The sequence below is a fragment of the Panacagrimonas perspica genome (assembly GCF_004364935.1).
Classification (GTDB): Bacteria; Pseudomonadota; Gammaproteobacteria; order Nevskiales; family Nevskiaceae; genus Panacagrimonas; species Panacagrimonas perspica.
In genome coordinates this window covers 1,129,138-1,151,538 of sequence record NZ_SOBT01000009.1, presented here as the reverse complement: position 1 = coordinate 1,151,538, position 22,401 = coordinate 1,129,138, and the positions used below count along the sequence as shown (strand labels likewise).

Below are 22,401 nucleotides of genomic sequence, written 5' to 3'. Positions count from 1 at the left end.
TTATCGACCCGTGAAGGTCGGCGTGCGCTTTTCCTTGAAGGCGGCGACGCCCTCGAGGTAGTCCGCGCCGAAGCCGAGTTCCCGCATCGTGGCCGCCTCGCGCTTGAGCGCTTCTTCGAGCCCGAGCGGACCGCTACCGAGGATCAGCTCCTTGGTGCGCGCCAAGCCCTTGGTCGGCGCCTGCGCGAGCTGCGCGACGAGTGCCTCGACCTCGTCCTTGAACTTCGCGTCCTCGATCGACTTCCAGATCAGTCCCCACTCCGCAGCCTGGTCGGCGCTGAGCTTGTCGCCGAGCATCGCCAGGCCCATCGCGCGCGCGGTGCCGAGCAGTCGCGGCAGGATCCACGTGCCGCCGGTATCCGGGATCAGGCCGAGCTTGCAGAAGGACTGGATGAAGCTCGCGGATTTCGTCGCCAGCACCAGGTCCGCCGCCAGCGCGACGTTGGCGCCCGCGCCTGCGGCCACGCCGTTCACGGCACAGACCACCGGCATCGGCAGCGTGCGCAGGTTCATCACCAGCGGCGCCCACCAGGTCTCGACCGTCTCGCCCAGATCCACCGGCTTGTCACCGCTGGCCACGGCGCCGCGATCCGCCAGATCCTGGCCCGCGCAGAAGCCGCGGCCGGCGCCGGTGAGCAGCAGCACGCGTGTGCCCGGTTCAGCGCGAACCTTGGCGAGTGCGTCGCGCAGTTCGGTGTGCATCGCGACCGTGAAGCTGTTGAGCCGATCCGGACGGTTCAGCGTGATGCGCGCGATGCCGTTGGCGTTTTCGAACAGGATGTTTTCGTAGCTCATGGGATCTCCCGGATTCGGACTCATTTACCGCAAAAACCTTAGCTCTTAGGCGCCTTCTCAACCATCGTGAGCACGTCATACGTCGCCACGATCTTGCCGTCCTGGTTGGTGATGACGGTATCCCATCGCACTTCGCCGTAATTTTCGGTGATGCGCGGGTTCTTGCCCTTGGCGGTGAGCGTGACGCTGAGCTGGTCGCCCGGCTTGGCTGGCGTCACGAAGCGAAGATTGTCGAGGCCGTAGTTCGCCAGCACCGGGCCGGGGTCCGGCTGCACGAACAAGCCGGCCGCGACCGACAGGATGTAGTAGCCGTGCGCGACGCGACCGCCGAAGAACGGATTGGCCGCCGCGGCCTTCTCGTCCATGTGCGCGTAGAACGTGTCGCCGGTGAATTCCGCGAAGTGCTCGATGTCCTCGAGCGTGATCGTCTTCGGACCGGCCTTGATCGTGTCGCCGAGCTGCAGTTCGTCGAGGTTCTTGCGGAACGGATGGATGCCCTCTACGCGCGGCGTGCCGGCGATCCACTGTCCGGTGATCGCCGTCAGCGTGGCCGGCGATCCCTGCAGCGCCGTGCGCTGCAGGTAATGCATGACGCCACGGATGCCGCCCATTTCCTCGCCACCGCCGGCGCGACCCGGACCGCCGTGGATCAGCACCGGCATCGGCGAGCCATGGCCGGTCGACTCCTTCGCGCAATCGCGATTCACGATCAGCATGCGGCCGTGGTAGCTGCCCGCGCCCATCACCACGTCGCGCGCAAAGCCGTTGTCGTAGGTGAAGACCGAGGCCACCAGGCTGCCTTCGCCGCGCGCGGCGAGTTCGATGGCGTCGTCGACCGAGTCGTACGGCATCACGGTGGACACGGGACCAAAGGCCTCGACCTCGTGCACCACCTTTGAATCCCTCGGCTTGTCGCACAGCAGCAGCAACGGCGACAGGAAGGCGCCCTTGACGGCGTCGCCGCCGACGACCTTCACCGATTCCGGATCGCCGAAGACCAGTTCGGCCGAACCGCGCAACTGCGCGACCGCCTTGCGGACCTCGTCGCGCTGGCCGGTGCTGGCGAGCGCACCCATCGTCACGCCTTCCTGCGAAGGATCGCCGACGACGACTTTCGCCAGGCGCGCCTTGATGGCATCGACGACGGCCGCGAGCTGCGCGCGCGGCACGAAGGCGCGGCGGATCGCCGTGCACTTCTGCCCGCACTTGGTCGTCATCTCGCGGACGACTTCCTTCACGTACAGATCGAACTCCGGCGTGCCCGCGACCGCGTCGGGGCCCAGGATCGAGCAGTTCAGCGAATCGGCTTCCATCGTGAAGCGCACCGAATTGCGCACGATGGCGGGATGCGTGCGCAGCTTGTGGCCGGTGGAGGCCGAGCCGGTGAACGTGACGACGTCCTGGCCGGTGAGGTGTTCGAACAGATCGCCGACGCTGCCGCAGATCAGCTGGAACGAGCCCTCCGGGAAGATCTTCGATTCGACCATGTGACGGAACACCAGCTCCGTCAGGTACGCGGTCTGGCTCGCTGGCTTCACGATCGCGGGCACGCCGGCGAGCAGGTTCACCGACAGCTTTTCGAGCATGCCCCACACGGGGAAGTTGAAGGCGTTGATGTGCACGGCCACGCCCTTGAGCGGCGTCATCACGTGCTGGCCGACGAAGCTGCCGGTCTTGCTCATGACTTCGGGCGCGCCGTCGACGATGAACGTCGAGTTCGGCAGTTCGCGACGGCCCTTGCCGGCGTAGGCGAACAGCGTGCCGAAGCCGCCATCGATGTCGATCATCGAATCGACCTTGCTGGCACCCGTGGCCGCGGAGAGCTTGTAGAACGTCTCCTTGTGCTCGGACAGGTAGGTCGCCAGCGCCTTGAGCTTCATCGCGCGCTCGTGGAACGTGAGCTTGCGCAGCGCCGGGCTACCGACCTTGCGACCGTGCTCGAGCATGGCCTTGAAGTCCAGACCCTTCGATGAAACCTGTGCCACCGGCTCGCCGTTGAGGGCGTTCAGCTGCGTGTCTCCGCCTTCGCCGGCTTTCCAGCCGCCGCTCGCATAGCTTTCGAGTTTTTTCATCGGTGTCGTCCGTAATTTCGGTGATTGAAACTATTCACCGCAAAGGCGCAAAGGGAAAAGAGAGGACGCAGAGAAAAGCTTTCATGAAAAATCCTTTGCGACCTTTCTTTTCCCTTTGCGCCTTTGCGGTAAATGACTCTTTCTTCAGGTCTCCTGGTCGAGATCGACCAGCAGCTCATCGGTGACGGGAAAGCTCTGGCAGCTCAGCACGAAGCCGCGCGCCAGTTCGTAGTCTTCGAGCGAATAGTTGGCGTCCATGTCGACCTCGCCCTTCACCAGCTTGCAGCGGCAGGTTCCGCAGACGCCGCCCTTGCACGAGTACGGCAGCTCGAGGCCCTGCTCGAGCGCGGCGTCGAGCACGGTCGACTTGTTCTTCTCCATGCGGAATTCGCGCGTCAGGCCGTTCTGGATCACGGTGACCTTGCAGCCCTCCGCGCCCTTGATCTTCACGGCGCGCTCCGGGCGCGGACCCTTGGGCATCGCGGCGGCGAACAGTTCCATCTTGATCTGGTTCTTCGCCAGGCCCTTGGCCATCAGTCGTTCCGACACCTGTTCCATCATCGACTGCGGCCCGCAGATGTAGGCCACGTCGATGCCGGCCGGGTCGATCCAGCTCTTGAGCAACGCGTCGCATTTGTCGGCGTCGATGCGGCCGTTGAACAGGTCGACGTCCTGCTGCTCGCGGCTGAGGATGAACACCAGGTTGAAGCGGGACAGATAACGATCCTTCAGGTCGGCGAGTTCTTCCTTGAAGATCACGCTGCCGGACGCGCGGTTGCCGTAGATCAGCGTGAAGCGGCTCTTCGGCTCCGCCGCGAGCGTGGTCTTGACCAGCGACAGGATCGGCGTGATGCCGCTGCCAGACGCGAAGGCGACGTGGTGTCGTGCCGCGGACGGCTCCAGCGGCACGTTGAAGTGACCGGATGGCTCCATCACCTCGATGCGGCTGCCGGGCTTCAGATGATCCGCCGCCCACGACGAGAACAGGCCGTCGTCGATGCGCTTGATCGCCACGCGCAGCGACTGCTCCTGCGCGGAGGCGCAGATCGAGTACGAGCGCCGCACTTCTTCGCCAGCGATCTGGGCTTTGAGCGTCAGGTGCTGTCCGGCGAGGTAACGGAAGGAATCCGCGTCGGCCGCCGGTGCTTCGAACGTGACGACCATCGCGTCTCGCGTCTCGGGCCGCACCTGCGCGACGCGCAGTTCGTGGAATCGGGTCATGGTCGGAACACTCAGTGCGGCTTGAAGTAGTCGAACGTCTCGTGGCAGGCGTGGCAGCGATGCAGCGACTTGCACGGCGTCGATCCGAATGGGCTGAGCACTTGCGTGTGCGTCGAGCCGCAGCGCGGGCAGGCGATCAGCGGCGCGGGCTTCATCGCGGAGCGGCGCGTCAGGCGGCTGATGTCGATGACGTGCTCACCGGCAGCGCAGGCCGGCGGCGCGATGCCGTAGCCGCGCAGCTTCTCCTTGGCCTCGGGCCCGATCCAGTCGGTGGTCCAGGCCGGCGACAGGCGCGTCTCGACGCGCGCGTGCCCTATGCCTTCCTCGGCGAGACGATCGCGGATCGAGGCAGCGATGACCTCGGTGGCGGGACAGCCGGAGTACGTCGGCGTGACGGTGATCACCACGTCGGCGTCCGCGTCCTGTCCGTCCCAGCGCACGTCGCGCACGATGCCGAGGTCGACGACCGAGATCACCGGGATCTCGGGATCCGGCACCTGGCGCAGCCAGGACCAGATGGTGTCGATCGACGCACGGGCGGACAGCGCGCTCATCGCCGGGCTACCAGGTCGCGCCGGGATGACTGCGCTGCAGGATCTGCATCTCGCTGAGCATGCGGCTCAGGTGCTCGGTGTGACGTCCCTGCTTGCCGCCCTTCTGCATCCAGGCCTCGGGCGACGGCAGCTTCAGCGTTCCTTCCTCGAGGACTTCGCGCACGTACGCCAGCCACTCGGTGCGAAGACCGGAGGGATCGAAGCCATATCCTGCGGCAGCCGCGGCGAGGTCCACGCCATCGGCATCGAACATCTCGCCGCTGTACGGCCAGAGATGGTCGACGGCGGCTTGCATCCTGTTGCGGCTGATCTCTGTGCCGTCGCCGAGGCGCACGACGAGATCGCTGCTGCGGCGCAGGTGGTAGTTCACTTCCTTGAGCGCCTTGTCGGCGATCTCGGCGATGCGCGGATCCTGCGAGACGCGCAACTGCTGCAAGGCCAGCGCGTGCCAGGCGTCGAAGAAGAACTGGCGCACCACGGTATCGGCGTAGTTGCCGTTGGGCTGCTCGAGCAGCAGCACGTTGCGGAACTGATCAGCGTCGCGCAGATAGGCCAGCGAATCCTCGTCGGCACCGTCGCCCGCGAGTTCTGCGGCATAGCTCAGCCACAGTCGCGCCTGGCCGAGCAGGTCGAGGGCGACGTTGGTCAGCGCCATGTCCTCTTCGAGCGCCGGACCCTTGCCGCACCACTCGCCGAGGCGCTGGCTCAGCACCAGCGCGTTGTCGCCCAGGCGCAGCAGGTAGGCGTACGTGTCGTTCTTGTTCGACATGTCGAGGGCGCTCAGAGTCCCTTCACTTCTTCCGGCATCGGGAAGAACGTCGGGTGGCGATACACCTTGCTGTTGGCAGGATCGAACAACGGCGCCTTGTCGTCCGGGCTGCTCGCGGCGATGTCGATGGACTTCACGACCCAGATGCTCACGCCCTCGTTGCGGCGCGTGTAGACGTCACGAGCGTTGTTGATCGCCATCTCGGCGTCCGGCGCGTGCAGGCTGCCGACATGGCGATGCGCCAGGCCGTGCTGGCTGCGGATGAAGATTTCCCAAAGTGCCCATTCGGATTTCACGGCGGTCTCCTTAAGCGGCTGCCTGCAGCTTGGATTTCGATTTCTTGTCCGCGTGCGCCACCAGCGCCTCGCGGAACCATTCGCCGTCATCCCAGGCTTTCTTGCGCGTGGCGATGCGCTCGCGATTGCACGGGCCGTTGCCCTTGACGACGTTGTAGAACTCTTCCCAGTCGATGGCGCCGTAGTCGTAGTGGCCGCGCTCGGCGTTCCACTTCAGGTCGGCGTCGGGAATCGTGAGGCCGAGGTACTCGGCCTGCGGCACGGTCTGGTCGACCATCTTCTGCCGCAGCTCGTCGTTGGTGAACAGCTTGATCTTCCACTGCTTGGACTGCTCGCTGTGCACGGAGTCCGCGTCCGGTGGCCCGAACATCATCAGGCTCGGCCACCACCAGCGATTGAGCGCGTCCTGCGCCATCTGCTTCTGCTCCGGCGTGCCGCGGCAAAGCGACATCAGCATGTCGTAGCCCTGGCGCATGTGGAACGCCTCTTCCTTGCACACGCGGATCATCGCGCGCGAGTACGGGCCGTAGGAGCATCGGCACAGCGGGATCTGATTCATGATCGCCGAGCCGTCCACCAGCCAGCCGATGGCGCCGACGTCGGCCCAGGTCAGCGTGGGGTAGTTGAAGATCGACGAGTACTTGGCCTTGCCCGAGTGCAGGTCGTCGACCATCTGGTCGCGCGAGATGCCGAGCGTCTCGGCCGCGCTGTACAGATAAAGGCCGTGACCGGCCTCGTCCTGCACCTTGGCCAGCAGAATTGCCTTGCGCTTGAGCGACGGCGCGCGCGTGATCCAGTTGCCTTCGGGCAACTGGCCGACGATCTCCGAATGCGCGTGCTGGCTGATCTGGCGGATCAGCGTCTTGCGATAGCGATCGGGCATCCAGTCCTGCGGCTCGACGCGAATGCCGTCGTCGATGCGTTTCTGGAACCGCACCTCGGCCGCGTCGAGTTCGTTGCCCGCAACGCGGGTACCGGTGTCCACCATCTGGGCGTACATGCGCGTCTCCTGCCGACTTGCACGCATAATCCGATACGTTATCTATGTTGTCAACACATTTTCTGTATCAAACAAGAAGCCCGTAATACATCGGCGTTTCCCCTGCTAGCATTTCGCCGTCCCCGACCGCCGTTGCCTGCATGCCCGCCGCGAAGATCCCGAGCCTCGCCGACTGGATCAAGAGCTACCTCAAGGAAGAGGAGCCGCGTTCGAAATCACTGATCGTGTCGGTCTTCGGTGATTCCATCGCGCCGCATTCGCCCGGCCTGTGGCTCAGCGAACTGATCCAGCTCATGGAGCCGCTGGGCGTCAACGAGCGCCTCGTGCGAACCAGCGCCTTCCGCCTGATCGAAGAGAAATGGCTGACCGCGCGCCGCGACGGACGTCGCAGCCACTACATGCTCACCGAGTCGGGATCGCGCCGGTTCGAGATCGCCTACAGCCGCATCTACACGCCGCCGCAGATCGAATGGGACGGCAACTGGACCTTGGTGCTGCTGCCTCGCAATGGCGACAGTCCGCCGGAGCGGCTCGAGCTGCGCCGCGAACTGGAGTGGGAAGGCTTCGCCTCGCCGACACCCGGCCTGCTGCTGCATCCCTCGGCGAACCTGGAGATCCTGAAGCGCGTGCTCGACGAGCTGCGCCTGGCCGACCGCGCGATCGTGCTGCGTGCGCAGTCGCTGGAGGAGTTCACGCCGGAACCGACGGCCACGCTGGTGTCGCGCTGCTGGGATTTCACCGACATCGGGAATCGCTACCGGCAGTTCATCGCGCGCTTCCAGCCGCTGCTGACGCGCCTGCGGCTGACCGAGCTGTCCGACGAGCAGGCCTTCGTCGTGCAGACGCTGCTGATCCATTCCTTCCGTCGCGCCACGTTGCACGACCCGCGCCTGCCGGTGTCGATGCTGCCGTCGGACTGGATCGGGTATCAGGCCTATCAGCTCTGCCGCGACATCTACCAGCTCACGTATCGACCGGCGCGGGCGCACCTCGCGTCGGTCACCGAAGCGCCGAAGATGCTCGTCGGAAGTTCGGTGCTGCGCTCGCCGGTGCAGCAGCGTTTCGGCGGGCTCGCCTGAAGACGCGATCGTTCGTCTTCGTAGGCCGGACGTTGAATTTCGCGAAGCGAAAGAGCCGGGGTTGCGCTTCGTATTGCGAGGGGAACCCCGGACTTCGTCCGGGCTACTGTCAGCGGATCAATCCCTTCGATCGACCTTCCGTGATCGCGGCGATCCGGCTGGGAACCCCGAGCTTGCTGTAGATGTTCTTGAGGTGCCATTTGAGCGTGCCTTCGGTGATGAACAAGGCATCGGCCAGCTCACGGTTCGACAGGCTCGACTGCAGCTTGGCCAGGATCTTGAGCTCGCGACGGGTCAGATCCGCCGCCGCGTGGGCTGAAGATAGGCCGGCATCGGGCGTCTCCTCCGGGGTCAGCGCCGCGATCAGGATCCGCACGTATTCCCGCATCGCCGCGCGCCGGTCCTGCGCGTCCTGTGTCTCGAGCATCTCGACGAGCAGCACCCGCAGCGGCTCGCCCTCGTCGGCGAACACGCGCACGTAGCCTTCCGACATCGCGATCTCCAGCGCGCGCCGGATGCGACCGAGCGCGAGCGGCATGTCGCGCGCGCCCTGCGCGGCCAGCGCCTGGAGAATCAGCAGTTCGACCTGCTTGCGCTTCTGCCCGGTGCGCACGGCTTGTGCGAGCGCGGGCTCGACGAGTTCGGCAGCCGGTCCGAAGGCACCGCCCAGCAGCGCCAGGCGCGCATCGATGCGCGAGGCCTTGTCGCCCAGCGCGCGATCGCAGGCGGCGGAACTGCGCCGCTGCACGGTCCGCTTGAGCGCACGCCAGAGTTCGGCCGCCTGCACCGGCTCGTTCTGGCGCAGCAGCAGGTCGATGCGCTCGGTGGCCAGTGCGATCGCAAGGCGCGGAAGATCGTGCGACCAGCCCAGCGCCTCGCCTTCGGCCAGAGTCTCCAGTGCGTCCAGATGCATGTGCCGCGCGTTCTGCAGACGCGCCAGTGCCACCGTTCCCATGATCAGCGAGTCCACCGAGCTCTGCTCGATCAGCGCGGTCAGGCCATGTTCGAGCGCAACACCCGCTTCGTCGAGACGATTGAGTTCGTAGAGCAGCAGTCCGCGCAGGCCATGCACCATGATCTCGGCGGGGGTCTGTCCGCCCAGCCGCGCAGCGACATGCGCCACCACCTCGTCGCAGCGGCGCAGCGCCTGGCGATAGTGCCCCTGCTTGGTCATGACCGACGCCGACCACATGCCGGCCCAGGCCTGCACGTAGTGCGCGCCGACCTCTTCGAACAACTGGTGCCCGGCCTGCAGGTTGTCGAGCGCGCTCTCGAACTCGCTCGATGCGATCTCGCCGCAGCCCATCATCGTGTACGCCATGCCGCGCTGCAGCGCATCGGCCTGCGGCCAGCGCGCCAGCCAGCTGCGCACGCGCGGCGCGAGATGGATCCACTGATCACGCAACACGAGCTGGACGCATTGCTCGAGATCCACCAGCGCCCGCACGCCGTCACGCTCGTCCTGCGGCGCCTGCTCTACCGCGAGTTCCAGGTCGGCCAGGATCTGGTCGGCCTCGGCGTAGCGCCGGATGACGTTGAGCGACCACACGCGGATCACCTGGATGCGCGGGAAATGGATCAGCTCGTCGCGCGGCAGCTTGTTGCACCAGTAAAGGAACGTGGCGTGACGTCCGAGGTGGCGCGCAGCCGAACGCGAGAAACCATCGATCAGCGCGACCGCACCGGCGGTGTCGCCGGCATCCAGGCTCAGGTCGATGGCGGCGTCGATGCGCTGGTGCGTCGTGAGCCAGCGCGACGCGCGATCCGCCAGCGTGCGCATCAGGGCCGGATCGTCGCGCCGCAGCCGCACCAGCAGGAATTCGCGGACCAGCGGATGCAGGGCGTACGGCAGCCCGGCATCGCCACTGGCGGACAAAGGCACCGCGCGCCGATCGAGATCCTCGATCAGTGCCGCCGCGTCCTCCATGCCGGTCGCCGCCGCCGCGAGCGCCGCATCGAAGCGGCGCAGCAAGGCCACGCCGAGCAGGAAGCGCCCGGTGCGCTCGGGCAGACGCGACAACAGCACCTTGCCGAGATACTCGGTGACTTCCTGGCGCCGCTCGAGCAGGTTCTGCAGCAGATCGTCCGGCCGCCCCTCGCCGTCCTGCAACGTGATCGCGATCAGTCGCAGCACCGCGGGCCAGCCTTGCGTGCGTTCGAGCAGACCCTCCACCAGCGCCTTGGGTACCGGTGCGCGCGCGTCCATGCCGTGCTGCCCCAGCAGGCGCGTGACCTCGGCCTGGTCGAACGCGAGCTGCGGCGGCCCGTAGCGATGCAGCCGGCCTTCGAGCAAAGCCTCGCTGACGTACCCGGTCAGGCTGGTCCGTCCGCTGAGCACCAGCGCAAGCGACTCGGGCTGGTGGGCGATCAGCAGTCGCAGGATCGAGTCGGCTGCCGTCTCGCCCAGCCAGTGCAGGTCATCGATGAACAGGACCGTGCGCACGGTGCGCGCGGCCAGCTCCGCGAGCAGGGCCATGATGATCGCGCGCCGACCATGATCGCCGACGCCACCGAGCAGCATCTGCGAGCGCTTGGCATCGGCGGGCGCGAACGCACGCAGCAGGTCCAGCGTCAGGCGATCGCCGTCGAGATCATCCGCGTCCACGACCAGCGAGACGACCTCGGCTCCGCCCTGGGCCACGTCGCGCCGCCATCGATCGAGCAGCGTGGACTTGCCGTAACCGGCGGGCGCACTGACGGCGACCACGGCTCGTGCGAGCGTGGCAAACCCGGCCGGCAGGTTGCGGCGCTCCGCCCACAGCACACGGGACTTTTCCTGCGTCACCGCACCGGCCTCGAATCCGCTCACGAGACCCCAGCTTGCGATGTTGCGACCCGCGGCCGGTAGCGGGTGTGCATCCGGATGCCCGCGCCGGTCAGGGCCTGTCGACGCGGAAAAAGTCCGCCTTGTCGCGCACTGCGCAGTCCGGGCATTGCCAGACGCTGGGAACACGCGCCCACGGCGTGCCCGGAAGAAAGCCCTGCTGCGTGTCTCCCCTGGCCTCGTCGTACACGTAGCCGCAGCCCGGGCACTGGTAACGCGGTGCGAGGCCGGCGCTGGCCGCGACGACGTGGCCCTGCGGGCGATGTTCCGAGGCCTCCGCCGTCTCGGCCACCGGCGCGGCGACAGGCCGGTGGTACTGGCGCATCAGCGCCTCGCGACGGCCCGGGTGCACGTTCATCTTCGTCAGGTCGTGGCCGTGGATCGCCAGCACGCGCGGAACCATGATCCATTTCCACAGCGGCCAGAACAGCGCGATGCCGAACATGCCGGGATAGCCCGTGGGCATCTGCGGAAGATTGCGGAAGCTGCGCAGCGACTGGTAGCGCCGCGTCGGCCAGGCGTGATGATCCGAATGGCGCTGCACGTTCCAGAAGATGATGTTGGACGCCACGTGATCGGTGTTCCAGGAATGCTCGGGACGCACATGCGCGTAGCGGCCGTTGGGCAGCTTGTCGCGCAGCAGGCCGTAGTGCTCGATGTAGTCCGCCAGCGCCAGGAACAGGTAGGTGATGAAGGCGCCGCCCAGCAGATAGGGCACCACCACCCAGCCGTACATCCACGTGATCAGCGAATACACCGCCAGCGAGATCAGCGCGGGCTGGAGGAACTCGTTCTGCAGCGTCCACGGCCCCTTGCCCTTGCGCGCCAGACGCTCCTTCTCGAGCTGCCAGGGACGCACGAAATCACTGTGCGGCACCTGACGCAGGATCATGAACTCCCAGAAGCCCTCGCCGAAGCGCGCGGAACCGGAGTCCTCCGGCGTCGCCACGTCGCGATGATGTCCGCGGTTGTGATCGATCATGTACTGCCCGTAGAAGCCGGTGGCCAGCGACAGCTTGGCCATCCAGCGCTCCGTCGAACTCTTCTTGTGCCCCAGCTCGTGCGCGGTGGCGATGGCGAACCCGTTCATCAGGCCGCAGGACCAGGCCACGCCGATGTACGAGAGCACCGACATCTGCTGCGTCCCCACCGCCCACGCACCGGCGAACAGCGCGATGTAGTGGCAGGGCACCGTCAGGTACAGCAGCCAGGTGTAGTAGCGGTCCGCCTCCAGCCGAGGCACCGCGCCCTCCGGCGGATTGCGCGTGTCGCGACCGATCAGCACATCGAGATCCAGGATCGGGAACACGAAGTACGTCAGCACCACGGTCAGCCAGTACCAGGCGGCCTGGCCGGTGACGATGGCCAGGTAGATGCTCAGGACCGGCGTCAGGATCCACAGCGGCACCAGCGGCCAGGCGTAGCGCTTGGGATCGCGCCACGTGGTTCCGGCGGCGCTCAGCGGCAGGGTGTCGCTGCGGGTGTTCATGCCGCGGTCTCCTCGTTCTATTCCGATGGGCCGGCCCGTGCCTCAGGCCGGACCCGTGTCGAATTAGATGGGGAGGGGGTTACGCCGCGCGCCTCCCCAAAGGGGTGTTTTCGCCAGAATTTCGGTCATCCCCGTAGCCCGGGTGAAACCCGGGGCGTCGGCTCGACGGGAGGAAAATCCCCGGGTTTCACCCGGGCTACGGGGCTCATGCGCCATGCTATCGGGGTCCGGATCCCCCACCCTCCTGAAGCCGATGCCTTCCATCGCGAAACTGCACGACTTCGTCGACGATCTTCCCGACGAGGTCCGCCACGGCCTGGACGAGGTCAGCTCGTACCGGACCGTGAAGGCCGGGGGCAAGCTGCTGCGCATCGGCGTGCGGCCGACCGAGGTCTTCGAGATCTGCGAAGGCAGCGTCAAGTACAGCGCCTGGGACCACCTGGGGCGCGAGACGGTCCTGACCTACATGACCCGCGGTGACTGGGTCGGACTGTCGGAACTCTTCACCGACCTTCCGGCGCTGTGGATGGTCACGGCGATGACGTCGCTGAAGGTCCGGGTCGTGTCTCGACGCGACTTCCACGCCCTGATCGACGCCTACCCGGCGCTGGCCCGGCAGATCCTTCGGCTGTTCGCGTTCCGGTTCAGCCTGCACCGCCTCTTCGGGCTCGATCACAGCTCGCTGACGCTCAAGGAGCGGGTGATCAAGATGCTGTACTACCTGTCGTTCGGACACGACAAGGAAAAGTCGGACGGCGAGGCCATCGTGATGAAGCTGTCGCAGGAGGAACTGGGCAAGGTCGTCGGAGCGTCGCGCCAGAAACTCAATCCGGCGCTCAAGACGCTGGAGCAGGAGCAGCTGATCACGCTGCAGTTCGGCGGGCTGACCTTGCACAGCCGCTCGCGGATCGCCGAGCGCTACGGTCATTTGCTGATTCCGGTTTCCTGAGAAGCGCCGGATTCGCGATTCGCCGTTCCTAGCCCGGACCCAATCCGGGAGGTCTCTGCTGTTTTCGAGCGGCAACCCCGGGCTACGGGCGCGGATTGTCACCCCGGTGACAGATCGGACCCGTGAAAAGCCGGACACTCCGGGTACAACAAGATGGGGGGAAGAGCATGGACAAGCTGTCGCAGTATCTGGCCCGCGACGTGGCCATCGCCAAGGCGCTGGCCTACAGCGGCGTGGCACTGGTGGTGTCACTGGTGATCGCGCAGGGATTCCTGATGGGCTTCATTCCGCCGCCGTCACCGAACCTCAGCGCGGAGGAACTGGCGCAGATCTTCATCGACCGCAAGATCGGCATCCGCATCGGCACGATGATCGAGTGCATCGGCTTCACGTTCTGGGGCACCTGGGCGATCTCGATCGTGGTGTGCATGCGCCGCATGGAACGCGGCATTCCGGTGCTCAGCTACGCGTCGATCGCCAACGCCGGCGGCGCCTGGGTGTTCTTCCTGCTGATGCCGATCACCTGGGCGATGATCGCGTTCCGGCCGGAGTCCATGGATCCGAAGTTCATCCAGATCATGAACGACTACGTCTGGTTCATCTTCATCCTGAGCTGGCCGCCGTTCGCGCTCTTCATGATCTTCATCGCCACGGCGATCTTCCGCGACCACAACGTGCCGACGATCTACCCGCGCTGGGTGGCCTTCTTCAACCTCTGGTGCGCGGTGCTGATCACGCCCGCCGCACTCATCGAGTTCGTGAAGACCGGTCCCTTCGCCTACGACGGGCTGATCTCGTTCTGGTTCATCTACATCGTCTTCTTCGGCTGGATCGTGGTCATGAGCATGGTGACGGTCAAGGCGCTCAACCGCGTGGCGGCCCGCGCCGCGGTGACGTCCTAGGAGCCTGGACGGATCCAGCGTGCGGAAAGCCGTGGATAACGTGGTGCCTTCATCGGGCGCAGGCCGGGACCCTCGCGGCCACATGCCGGGCGAAGAGGGCGTGTGGCTGTTCATCGGCGGCGACCTGATCCTGTTCACGCTGTTGTTCGCGGTGTTCCTGCACATGCGCGCGGAGCAGCTCACGGTCTTCACCGAAGGCCGCGCGCAGCTCAACCAGACCTGGGGTCTGATCAACACCTTGCTGATGCTGACCAGCTCCTGGTGCGTGGCTACGGCGATCCAGGCGGCGCGGCGGCATCAGGTGCAGGTGACGATGCGCTGCTTCGGCGGCGCGCTGGCCTGCGGCCTCGGCTTCTGGACCGTGAAGTGCTTCGAGTATTCGGAGAAGTTGTCGGCGGGTCTGACGATCACGACCAACGACTTCTTCATGCTGTATTTCACCTACACCGGCATCCACCTGATTCACGTCACCATCGGCATGGGCGTGCTGACGGCGCTGATCTTCTACGCTCGTTCCGGCAATTTCGACGCGGCCAAGCTGCGCAACCTCGAATCGGGCGCCAGCTTCTGGCACCTGGTCGATCTGCTGTGGATCGTGCTGTTCGCGTTGCTCTACCTCGTGGGCGCGCCATGAAGGCGCTGCTGCTGACCCGCACCACGCTGATCTGGTTTCTGCTGGTGGGCGCGACGCTGGTGTCCTGGGAGCTGGGGCACGGCGTCGGCCTCGACAGTGCCGCGGCGGCGGGCGCGGCGATCCTCCTGGTGACGTTCGTGAAGGTCCGCTTCGTCGTTCTCGACTTCATGGAATTGCGCGGCGCGCCGAACTGGATGCGCGCCATCGCCGAGGGCTGGATCGTGCTGTGCTGCGCCCTGCTGATCGGCCTCTTTCTTGTTGCCCGCTGACTTTTCTTTTCCCGAAAATGCAGAACCCGAGCGCGTTGACCCAGGCCTGCCGCGACTTCCCCGCCGAACATGCGTTGCGCCATCGCATGACCCCGGGCGGCCGCGAGTCGCTGGCGCACATGCTGATGTTTCCCGAGCACGGTATCGCCGGATTCATCTATCCCACGGTGCTCACCGACGGAAACGCCAAGGGCCGGGCGACCTTGTTCGGTCCCGCCCTGAGCAGTCCGGTGCACGAGCAGATCGAAGGCCCCGTTCCCGATTCGCTGAACTTCGACGACTGGCGCGCCGGTCCGTTGCGCATGGCGGTGCGCAAGCCGCACGAGACGGTCGACCTGTCCTGGTCCGGCACGCGTATCCAGTTCGATGGCCGCTTCGAGGCGCTGCATCCGCCGTACGCGTTCAGCCTGCATCCGGCCGGAAACCCGCCGTACTACGGCGACGACCGGACCGAACAGCATGGGCGCGTCTCGGCTCATCTTTCGGTGGACGGCCGTGCCGTCGACGCAAGCGGCTATCTGATCCGCGACCATTCCTGGGGTCCGCGGATCTGGGGACTCAACCAGCACTACAAGTGGTTCCACGCCACCACCGAAAGCTGCTCGATCCACGTGTTCGAGATGCAGTCGTTCGGCCGTCTGCAATTGCGCGGCTTCCTGTATCGCGACGGACGCATGGAGCATGTCGCGAAGGCCGATTTCGAGTACCGATTCGACGCGCAGATGATGCACACGGCGGTCGACGTCACCGTCACCGATACGGCGGGTCGCATCGCACGCGTCACGTCCACGGCGTTCGCCAACATCCAGCTCGAGTTCGACCCGATGGTCTATCTCAACGAAGCGGCGCTGAACCTGGACATCGACGGCGAGCGCGGCACCGGCTGGTGCGAGTTCTGCTGGAACCGGGATTACCTCCGGTTCGCGCGGGAGCATGTGCAGCGTTACGGTTGAGCCGGCGCCAGCGACGCTGTGACGCGCGGGGCAACCGGGCTTCCAGGACGTTCGGACGTTTTCTCCGCAACGGAGCTGCCGTTGAAGCAGCGGAGCTGCGACTACAGCAGCACCGGGCAAAGGGGAAAGAAAGGGCGCAGAGGAGACGAGGCGAGCGCCCGGCCCTCTGAAACCGGGTTGACGGCCAGCAGGCAGGCGTTCAATATGACGATCGTCATATATGGAATAGCCCCCATGAAGACCGCCCCGTCCCGCAAGGAAGCCACGCACGCCCGTATCGTCGATACGGCGGCGCGGGCGATCCGGCGTGCCGGGTACGACGGCGTCGGGGTCGCCGACATCATGAAAGCGGCAGGCCTGACGCATGGCGGCTTCTATGCGCACTTCGCCAGCCGCGACGCCCTGATCGTCGAAGCCATCGAGCAGGCCGGATGCGAGGGCATGCAGACGCTCGTGGCTTCCATCGAGCGGCGGGAAGCCCGAGGCGCCACGCCGTTCAAGGCGCTCGTATCCGCCTACCTGTCGGACACGCACCTGGGCTCCGTCGAAACCGGATGCCCGATCGCCGTCCTGGTCGGCGAGATGCCGCGCCAGAGCGACGCGGTGCAGGCCGCGACGCGCCGGCGCGTGCAGGCTTTCATCGAGATGGTGCGGGCCCGGTTGCCGGGCCACCGTGCCGCGGACGAAGCGGAAACCGTCGCCAGCACCCTGATCGGAACGCTTCAGATCGCGCGTGCGCTGGGCGATACCGCGCCGGGGCGCGCGTTCCTCTCCGGCCGTCGCCGCCACCTGCTGGCGAGCTTCGAACCGGGCGAAGACTAGGACGACGGGCCGCGTGTCTTCATGCGGCTTCTTTTATGACGATCATCATATTGTTGTGAAGCGATTACCGAAGGAGTTCGACCGATGAGCAGTGCCGAGGCGGTTCTCGATGGGGTCACGCCGGTGCAGGCGCCATCCCGTCCCTGGCCGGTGTTCTGGGTCACCTGCATCGCGGTGTTCCTCGTGTCGCTCGACAGCACGCTGCTGTTCGCCGCGTTCGACACGCTGCGTGCCGGCTTTCCCGGTGTGGCGGCTGCCGATCTGTCCTGGGTGCTGAACGGCTACTCGGTGGTCTTCGCCGCGATGCTGATTCCCGGCGGCGGCCTTGCCGACCGGCTCGGGCGCAAGCGCGTATTCCTCGCCGGTGTCGCGCTGTTCCTGGTCGCGTCGCTCGCGTGCGGCCTGGCGCCGGACATCCGGTCGCTGATCGCGGCTCGGGTCCTGCAGGCGATCGGCGCCGCGCTGCTGACCCCCGCTTCGCTGTCACTGGTGCTCGATGCGTTTCCAAGTTCCAAGCGGGCCATCGTCGTGAGCCTGTGGGGCGCGGTCGGCGCCCTCGCCGCCGCCACCGGTCCAGGCCTGGGCTCGCTGGTGGTCGACACGCTCGGATGGCCCTGGGCCTTCTATCTCAACCTGCCGCTCGGCCTGTTCTCGCTGTGGAAGGGACGCACGCTGCTGCGCGAATCGGCGCCCGCGGCCATCCCCCGACCGCTCGATTGGACCGGCATGGCGCTGCTGATCGTCGGCGTCGGCAGCCTTGCATTGTTGATCGTGCAGCTCGACTCGCCGCTGTGGACGCGCGGCGATCTGGGCATCGTCGGCAGCGCCGCGCTCATCGCGCTGATCGGCTTCGTGGTCTGGACCCGCACCGCCAAGACGCCGCTGGTGGATCCGGCGCTGTTCCGCAATCGCACCTATCGCTACATCAACATCGCCACGCTGGTGTTCGGCGTCGCGTTCTCGATGATGTTCTTCACGTTCTTCTTCTTCATGACCTCGGTCTGGCACTTCAGCCTGCCGCACGCCGGCCTCGCGATCACACCCGGCCCCTTGATGGTGATGCCGACCGCCATCCTGGTGGGACGCCTGGCCGGCCGGCTCGGGCATCGTCCGTTCCTGGTCGGCGGAGCGGTCATTTACGCCTGCAGCGGTCTCTGGTTTCTGCTCGTGCCGGGCACCGAGCCCCACTACGTCAGGGACTGGCTGCCCGGCCTGCTGTTGAGCGGCATCGGCGTGGGCATGGTGCTGCCGTCCCTGTCAGGCGCGGCCGTCGCGCATCTGTCGGTGACGCACTACGCCGTCGGCAGCGCCTTCAACCAGGCCACGCGACAGATCGGATCCGTGCTGGGTGTCGCGGTGACGGTGCTGCTACTGGGTCAGGGCGTCCTGCTGCGAGAGGACTTCACGCCGCTCTACATGGCCCACGTCGGGCTCGCCTTGCTGACGGGCTTGCTGTGCCTGCCGGTGGATACGCGGCCAAAGCGCGCGTAACCACGGCTCGCCGCAGCTCCGGTGCGCTACGGACTCGCCCAGGTTCCGCCGAGCGCGTTGCAGAGTCCCTTCAGCGAGGCCTCGTCGGATTCCGGATCTTCGTAATAGAAGATCTTGGCTTTCCCCGTCAGACCCATCGGGCTGATGCCGGTGCAGGTGTGCTTCACCTTGACCTCGACCACGTCGGCACCGCGCTTGGCCTTCATCTTCGCCGGACACTGGACCGCGGTCTTGTGAGTGTCGCCCTCGATCCGGGTCAGGCAGAACGTCTTCGCGAGTTCCGCCGCGCTCAGCGAAATGTTCTCCGTGCACTGGAAGGCCCGGAGCATCGCCTGATCCTTGTACTCCCACTCGTCCCAGCAGGCCTTGTCCGCGCCGGCGGCCTGCGTGACGGTGGAGAGCACACAGAAGAAGAACGCCAGCGTATATCGCATGTCGGTTTCCTGGGACTTCGGCTTCGGGTGGCGCCGATCGTAGCGAGGCCGATCCGGCCGTCACAACGCAACAGGCCTCAACAGAAATGGCGCGTTCCGGATGCCCGGCGCCGGTTTCATCCGGACCGGCCGGAGCGCGCTGCTATGCTCGCGCACACCTTCCCCGATTCCGCTGGAGACCGAGACCGTGAACGCCTGGCGCCGTATCGGGATCATCCTCTTGCTGATGACGATGCCGCTGCAGGCCGCCATCATCCCGCGCCTCGTCGGCCACTGGATCGGCGCGTACCGGGGGCAGCCGATCGACCTGCAGTTGAACGGCGACGGCACCGGCAGCTACCAGAACCAGCCGATCAAGTGGCAGGTGCAGTACGGGCAATTGCGCATCGACCGCGATGGCGAAGTCGAGGTGTTCGCGATGAAGGCCGACGCCGAGACGCTCGTCATGGCCGGTGGCGAGATGGCCACGCTGCTGGTGCTGGTGCGGGTGTCGGAACCGCCCGAGCCGGAAGTGGCCGACGAGTAGACGTCCCGCTCCGATCCCGCGATCAGACTCTGCGGAACGTCACCACCACCACGTCCCGATACGCCGGCTGCGCGGGATCGATGGGCCGGACCGGCGTCACGCCGTGCAGCACCCGCGCATCGTCGAGCAGCACCGCGTCGAAGGGCTGCTCCAACGCGAAACTCCCGAGATCGCAGCCGTCCACCGTGTGGAGTGTCGTCGTGCCGCTCGCGATGTTCTGGCGCCGGATCATCAGCACGAGCACGTAATCCACGCCGTCCTGATGCCGGCCTTCCGGTGTGGGATTCCCGACCACATCGCCGGCTGCCTCGATACGGAACTGGTGCACCTCGACGTGCCACGTCGCGACCTCGGGCGGCGCCAGCGCGTCGAACACCTGCGCGCAGAACCGCAGCATCGTGCCCATCGTCGGGCCGGTGGCCACGCTCTCTTCGATCGGCTCGAACCAGCGGACCACGCCGCCGTTGAGCGGGTTGTAGTCGCGGCTCTGGTAGTGCGGCTGGTGCGGCCTTCGTTCACTGTCGCCGGCTCGCGATACCGCGAACGTGGCGTGGCGTCGCCGTCGATAACGCCCGCCGTCCGCCATGTAGCCGTCGTGCGGCAGGTCGTTCCAGCTCGCGCAGAAAGCATCCCAGTCGGCGAGGCTCCCGCAGGCTTCGATCAAGCCGCGCGACTCGGCCGGCAGAAGCCGTGCAAAGCCGATGCGGGACAGGGATTCGACGAGCGTCATCCGCGAAGTATGAAGGATGGCCGAGCCGCCCTGCTTCGCGACCCGTCAGCGCTCAGCGGCGACGATCCTCGCGAATCATCGCAGCGGCCTTCTCCGCGATCATCGCCGTCGGCGCGTTGGTGTTGCCCGAGGTGATGGTCGGCATGATCGACGCGTCGGCGATGCGCAGCCCCGCGATGCCGCGCAAGCGCAGACGCGAATCCACGACGGCCTGTGCATCGTCGTCGCGGCCCATCCTGCAGGTGCCGACGGGATGGAAGATGGTGGTGCCGACGACACCCGCCGCGACGGCCAATTCGTCGTCGCTCTGGAATCGCGCGCCCGGTAAATACTCGTCGGGCCGATACGGCGCGAGCGCCGGCATCGAGACGATGCGCCGCGTCAGTCGCAATGCGTCCGCCGCGACCCGCCGATCATGTTCCGACGAGAGATAACGCGGCGAGATGCGGGGAGCGTCCGCCGCGTGCGGCGAGACGATCTCGACCGTGCCGCGCGACGTCGGCCGCAATGCGCAGACGCTGGCCGTGAACGCAGGGAAGCGATGCAGCGGATCGCCGAACTTCTCGAGCGACAGCGGCTGCACGTGATACTCCAGGTTCGGCGTCGCCTGCGACGGATCGGAGCGCGTGAACACGCCGAGCTGGCTGGGCGCCATGCTCAGCGGACCGCTGCGTCGCCACGCGTACTCCAGCCCCATCAGCAGCTGGCCCCAACGACTGTTGGCGTGCTGGTTGAGCGAGCGGATCCCTTCGATCCGGTAGATCGAGCGCAGCTGCAGATGATCCTGCAGGTTGGCGCCGACACCCGGCAGGTTTACACGCGGCTCGATGCCCAGGGTCGCGAGCCTGCGGGCATCGCCGATGCCCGATCGCTGGAGGATGGCGGGTGATCCGATGGATCCCGCCGCCAGCACCGTCTCGATGTTCGCGGACACGCGAAGGCGTTCGTCGCCGCGCGAGAATTCGACGCCGCTGACGCGCGATCCGTCCAGCACGAGCTTGTCGATCAGGGCGCCGGTGACGACGCGCAGGTTCGGACGTTTCGATGCGGGCCGCAGGAAAGCCTTGGCCGCACTCCATCGCCATCCGCGGCGCTGCGTGACTTCGAATTTGCCCGAACCCTCGTTGTCGCCGGTGTTGAAATCCGAGGTGCGCGGAATGCCGGCCTGCTCGGCCGCGTCGGCGAAGCGATCGAGGATGTCCCATCGCAGTCGCTGCTGCTCGACGCGCAGCTCGCCGCCGCTGCCGTGGTACGCATCACCGCCGCGCCAGTGGTCCTCCGCGCGCTTGAAGACGGGCAACACCTGATCCCAGTTCCACGACGCGTCGCGGGTGAGCTGCGCCCATTCGTCGTAATCGCGCCGTTGACCGCGCATGTAGATCATCGCGTTGATCGACGAGCTTCCGCCGAGCACGCGGCCGCGCGCGTAGCCGATGTTGCGGCCACCGAGGCCTTCCTCGTCCTGCGTCCGGTAACACCAGTCGGTCCGCGGATTGCCGATGCAGTAGAGATAGCCGACCGGAATCTGGATCCAGATCCAGTCATCCTTCTCGCCCGCCTCGAGCAGCAGGACCGAGACGGCGGGATCCTGCGACAGGCGGTTGGCCAGCACGCAGCCCGCCGTGCCGCCGCCGAGGATGACGTAGTCGTAGCTGCCGAAATCCTTCATCCGCAGCGTGGACGTCGAGGAGCAGAGCCCGCTAGGCGCCTGCGCGCAGCGCGTCGACGATGCTGGAGAAATCCAGCGCGCCGTAGCCGCGTCCGCTGTGGAGCTGATAGAGCTGACGCGTCAGCGCGCCGAGCGGCGTGGCGACGCCCGCGGACTGCGAGGCTTCCTGCGAGAGTCCGAGATCCTTGAGCATCAGGTCGGTGCCGAATCCGCCCTTGTACTCGCGCGACGCCGGCACGTTCTCCATCACGCCGGGCCAGGGGTTGTACAGCTCCAGCGACCAGTTGCGACCGGAGCTCTTGGCCATCACGTCGGACAACACCTTCGGATCCAGCCCGAGACGCGTGCCCAGGTTGATGGCTTCGCAGGTGCCGAGCATGTGGATGCCGAGCAGCATGTTGTTGCAGATCTTGGCGATCTGGCCGGCGCCGCTGGCGCCGGCATGGAAGACGTTCTTGCCCATCTTCTCGAGCAAGGGACGCGCGCGTTCCAGCGCTGCGGCTTCACCGCCGACGATGAACGTCAGCGTGCCGGCCGCCGCACCGGCGGTGCCGCCGGAGACCGGCGCATCGATCATCGCGAAACCCTTGGCAACTGCCGCCGTCGCCACTTCGCGCGAGACGTCCGGCGAAATCGTGCTGCTGTCGATCAGCAGCGCGCCGGCCGCCGCGTGTGCGAGTACGCCGCCGTCGCCGAGGTACAGCCGCTTCACCGCGGCGCTGCTCGGCAGCATCGTGACCACGACCTCGGCGTTGCGCACCGCGTCGGCCGCATCGCGTCCGGCCTTGGCGCCGTCCTTGACCAGCTTGTCGACGCTGGCCGCGACGAGATCGAAAACGGTCAGCTCATGACCGGCCTTGATCAGGTTCTGCGCCATCGGCGCACCCATGTTGCCCAGGCCCAGGAAGGCGATCCGCATGATG

General features: G+C 66.4%; 22 protein-coding genes. 9 read left to right on the top strand and 13 right to left on the bottom strand.

The annotated features are described in order from the left end of the window. From paaG to paaA, 7 genes are all read right to left on the bottom strand, one after another. The gene (gene paaG, locus DFR24_RS16670; protein WP_133882505.1) at positions 1 to 795 is read right to left on the bottom strand and encodes a 2-(1,2-epoxy-1,2-dihydrophenyl)acetyl-CoA isomerase PaaG; all 795 of its coding nucleotides are present in this window, start codon (positions 793 to 795) and stop codon (positions 1 to 3) included. A gap of 38 nt (positions 796 to 833) precedes the next feature. After that, entirely contained in the window at positions 834 to 2,867 is a 2,034-nt protein-coding gene (gene paaZ, locus DFR24_RS16665) for a phenylacetic acid degradation bifunctional protein PaaZ (protein ID WP_133882504.1), read from the bottom strand. A gap of 144 nt (positions 2,868 to 3,011) precedes the next feature. After that, a complete protein-coding gene (gene paaE / locus DFR24_RS16660; protein WP_133882503.1) occupies positions 3,012 to 4,088 on the bottom strand; it encodes a 1,2-phenylacetyl-CoA epoxidase subunit PaaE in 1,077 nt (358 codons plus the stop codon). A gap of 11 nt (positions 4,089 to 4,099) precedes the next feature. Beyond that, entirely contained in the window at positions 4,100 to 4,642 is a 543-nt protein-coding gene (gene paaD / locus DFR24_RS16655; protein ID WP_133882502.1) for a 1,2-phenylacetyl-CoA epoxidase subunit PaaD, read from the bottom strand. Between the two features lie 7 nt (positions 4,643 to 4,649). Continuing rightward, on the bottom strand, positions 4,650 to 5,411 hold the full coding sequence (paaC, locus tag DFR24_RS16650) for a 1,2-phenylacetyl-CoA epoxidase subunit PaaC (RefSeq protein ID WP_133882501.1): 762 nt from the start codon (positions 5,409 to 5,411) through the stop codon (positions 4,650 to 4,652). Between the two features lie 11 nt (positions 5,412 to 5,422). Continuing rightward, a complete protein-coding gene (paaB, locus tag DFR24_RS16645) occupies positions 5,423 to 5,707 on the bottom strand; it encodes a 1,2-phenylacetyl-CoA epoxidase subunit PaaB (protein WP_133882500.1) in 285 nt (94 codons plus the stop codon). Between the two features lie 10 nt (positions 5,708 to 5,717). Beyond that, positions 5,718 to 6,707, bottom strand: coding sequence for a 1,2-phenylacetyl-CoA epoxidase subunit PaaA (gene paaA, locus DFR24_RS16640; RefSeq protein ID WP_133882499.1), 990 nt, complete (start codon positions 6,705 to 6,707; stop codon positions 5,718 to 5,720). 140 nt (positions 6,708 to 6,847) lie between these two features. Between paaA and paaX the strand changes: the two genes are divergently transcribed. Beyond that, positions 6,848 to 7,786, top strand: a complete 939-nt coding sequence (paaX, locus tag DFR24_RS16635) for a phenylacetic acid degradation operon negative regulatory protein PaaX (RefSeq protein ID WP_133882498.1) — start codon at positions 6,848 to 6,850, stop codon at positions 7,784 to 7,786. Between the two features lie 109 nt (positions 7,787 to 7,895). On the opposite strand, the gene DFR24_RS16630 is transcribed toward paaX, so the two are convergent. Both DFR24_RS16630 and DFR24_RS25360 read right to left on the bottom strand, forming a co-directional pair. Continuing rightward, positions 7,896 to 10,595, bottom strand: coding sequence for a LuxR C-terminal-related transcriptional regulator (locus tag DFR24_RS16630; protein ID WP_210772515.1), 2,700 nt, complete (start codon positions 10,593 to 10,595; stop codon positions 7,896 to 7,898). Positions 10,596 to 10,662: 67 nt separating this feature from the next. Beyond that, entirely contained in the window at positions 10,663 to 12,099 is a 1,437-nt protein-coding gene (locus DFR24_RS25360) for a fatty acid desaturase (RefSeq protein WP_136249387.1), read from the bottom strand. 253 nt (positions 12,100 to 12,352) lie between these two features. Between DFR24_RS25360 and DFR24_RS16620 the strand changes: the two genes are divergently transcribed. The 7 genes from DFR24_RS16620 to DFR24_RS16590 all read left to right on the top strand — a co-directional run bounded on the left by DFR24_RS16620 (position 12,353) and on the right by DFR24_RS16590 (position 18,119). Continuing rightward, the gene (locus tag DFR24_RS16620) at positions 12,353 to 13,048 is read left to right on the top strand and encodes a Crp/Fnr family transcriptional regulator (RefSeq protein WP_162851266.1); all 696 of its coding nucleotides are present in this window, start codon (positions 12,353 to 12,355) and stop codon (positions 13,046 to 13,048) included. Positions 13,049 to 13,215: 167 nt separating this feature from the next. Beyond that, complete coding sequence (locus DFR24_RS16615; protein ID WP_133882496.1) at positions 13,216 to 13,950, top strand: hypothetical protein; 735 nt, start codon at positions 13,216 to 13,218, stop codon at positions 13,948 to 13,950. A gap of 82 nt (positions 13,951 to 14,032) precedes the next feature. Further along, complete coding sequence (locus tag DFR24_RS16610; protein WP_133882495.1) at positions 14,033 to 14,584, top strand: cytochrome c oxidase subunit 3 family protein; 552 nt, start codon at positions 14,033 to 14,035, stop codon at positions 14,582 to 14,584. Next, positions 14,581 to 14,853, top strand: a complete 273-nt coding sequence (locus DFR24_RS16605; protein ID WP_133882494.1) for a cytochrome C oxidase subunit IV family protein — start codon at positions 14,581 to 14,583, stop codon at positions 14,851 to 14,853. The genes DFR24_RS16610 and DFR24_RS16605 overlap by 4 nt, the downstream gene beginning before the upstream one ends. A gap of 35 nt (positions 14,854 to 14,888) precedes the next feature. Further along, positions 14,889 to 15,806 carry a DUF7064 domain-containing protein gene (locus DFR24_RS16600; protein WP_211346613.1) on the top strand — a complete coding sequence of 306 codons (918 nt, stop codon included), beginning with the start codon at positions 14,889 to 14,891 and terminating at the stop codon, positions 15,804 to 15,806. A 234-nt stretch (positions 15,807 to 16,040) separates the two neighbouring features. Continuing rightward, entirely contained in the window at positions 16,041 to 16,628 is a 588-nt protein-coding gene (locus DFR24_RS16595) for a TetR/AcrR family transcriptional regulator (RefSeq protein WP_133882492.1), read from the top strand. 84 nt (positions 16,629 to 16,712) lie between these two features. Continuing rightward, the gene (locus tag DFR24_RS16590) at positions 16,713 to 18,119 is read left to right on the top strand and encodes an MFS transporter (protein ID WP_133882491.1); all 1,407 of its coding nucleotides are present in this window, start codon (positions 16,713 to 16,715) and stop codon (positions 18,117 to 18,119) included. Positions 18,120 to 18,145: 26 nt separating this feature from the next. Here DFR24_RS16590 and DFR24_RS16585 read toward each other — a convergent pair whose 3' ends face one another. Continuing rightward, entirely contained in the window at positions 18,146 to 18,553 is a 408-nt protein-coding gene (locus tag DFR24_RS16585; protein ID WP_133882490.1) for a hypothetical protein, read from the bottom strand. A gap of 187 nt (positions 18,554 to 18,740) precedes the next feature. On the opposite strand from DFR24_RS16585, the gene DFR24_RS16580 reads away from it, so the two are divergent. Then, entirely contained in the window at positions 18,741 to 19,079 is a 339-nt protein-coding gene (locus DFR24_RS16580; RefSeq protein ID WP_133882489.1) for a hypothetical protein, read from the top strand. Between the two features lie 22 nt (positions 19,080 to 19,101). Here the strand turns inward: DFR24_RS16580 and DFR24_RS16575 are convergent, their stop codons facing one another. From DFR24_RS16575 to mmsB, 3 genes are read right to left on the bottom strand one after another with little or no spacing between them, the layout of a single operon-like run. Further along, positions 19,102 to 19,809, bottom strand: coding sequence for a 2OG-Fe dioxygenase family protein (locus tag DFR24_RS16575; RefSeq protein WP_133882488.1), 708 nt, complete (start codon positions 19,807 to 19,809; stop codon positions 19,102 to 19,104). Positions 19,810 to 19,861: 52 nt separating this feature from the next. After that, positions 19,862 to 21,478 (bottom strand): GMC family oxidoreductase, encoded by a 1,617-nt coding sequence (locus DFR24_RS16570; RefSeq protein ID WP_133882487.1) that lies wholly within the window; start codon positions 21,476 to 21,478, stop codon positions 19,862 to 19,864. 31 nt (positions 21,479 to 21,509) lie between these two features. Further along, a complete protein-coding gene (gene mmsB, locus DFR24_RS16565; protein WP_133882486.1) occupies positions 21,510 to 22,400 on the bottom strand; it encodes a 3-hydroxyisobutyrate dehydrogenase in 891 nt (296 codons plus the stop codon). Between the last annotated feature and the right edge of the window lies 1 nt (position 22,401).

Excerpts from the sequence above, each read along its gene's own strand:
- paaG (WP_133882505.1), bottom strand. The coding sequence starts at position 795 with ATGAGCTACGAAAACATCCTGTTCGAAAACGCCAACGGCATCGCGCGC.
- paaZ (WP_133882504.1), bottom strand. The coding sequence starts at position 2,867 with ATGAAAAAACTCGAAAGCTATGCGAGCGGCGGCTGGAAAGCCGGCGAA.
- paaE (WP_133882503.1), bottom strand. The coding sequence starts at position 4,088 with ATGACCCGATTCCACGAACTGCGCGTCGCGCAGGTGCGGCCCGAGACG.
- paaD (WP_133882502.1), bottom strand. The coding sequence starts at position 4,642 with ATGAGCGCGCTGTCCGCCCGTGCGTCGATCGACACCATCTGGTCCTGG.
- paaC (WP_133882501.1), bottom strand. The coding sequence starts at position 5,411 with ATGTCGAACAAGAACGACACGTACGCCTACCTGCTGCGCCTGGGCGAC.
- paaA (WP_133882499.1), bottom strand. The coding sequence starts at position 6,707 with ATGTACGCCCAGATGGTGGACACCGGTACCCGCGTTGCGGGCAACGAA.
- paaX (WP_133882498.1), top strand. The coding sequence starts at position 6,848 with ATGCCCGCCGCGAAGATCCCGAGCCTCGCCGACTGGATCAAGAGCTAC.
- DFR24_RS25360 (WP_136249387.1), bottom strand. The coding sequence starts at position 12,099 with ATGAACACCCGCAGCGACACCCTGCCGCTGAGCGCCGCCGGAACCACG.
- DFR24_RS16620 (WP_162851266.1), top strand. The coding sequence starts at position 12,353 with ATGCCTTCCATCGCGAAACTGCACGACTTCGTCGACGATCTTCCCGAC.
- DFR24_RS16615 (WP_133882496.1), top strand. The coding sequence starts at position 13,216 with ATGGACAAGCTGTCGCAGTATCTGGCCCGCGACGTGGCCATCGCCAAG.
- DFR24_RS16610 (WP_133882495.1), top strand. The coding sequence starts at position 14,033 with ATGCCGGGCGAAGAGGGCGTGTGGCTGTTCATCGGCGGCGACCTGATC.
- DFR24_RS16605 (WP_133882494.1), top strand. The coding sequence starts at position 14,581 with ATGAAGGCGCTGCTGCTGACCCGCACCACGCTGATCTGGTTTCTGCTG.
- DFR24_RS16595 (WP_133882492.1), top strand. The coding sequence starts at position 16,041 with ATGAAGACCGCCCCGTCCCGCAAGGAAGCCACGCACGCCCGTATCGTC.
- DFR24_RS16590 (WP_133882491.1), top strand. The coding sequence starts at position 16,713 with ATGAGCAGTGCCGAGGCGGTTCTCGATGGGGTCACGCCGGTGCAGGCG.
- DFR24_RS16585 (WP_133882490.1), bottom strand. The coding sequence starts at position 18,553 with ATGCGATATACGCTGGCGTTCTTCTTCTGTGTGCTCTCCACCGTCACG.
- DFR24_RS16575 (WP_133882488.1), bottom strand. The coding sequence starts at position 19,809 with ATGACGCTCGTCGAATCCCTGTCCCGCATCGGCTTTGCACGGCTTCTG.
- DFR24_RS16570 (WP_133882487.1), bottom strand. The coding sequence starts at position 21,478 with ATGAAGGATTTCGGCAGCTACGACTACGTCATCCTCGGCGGCGGCACG.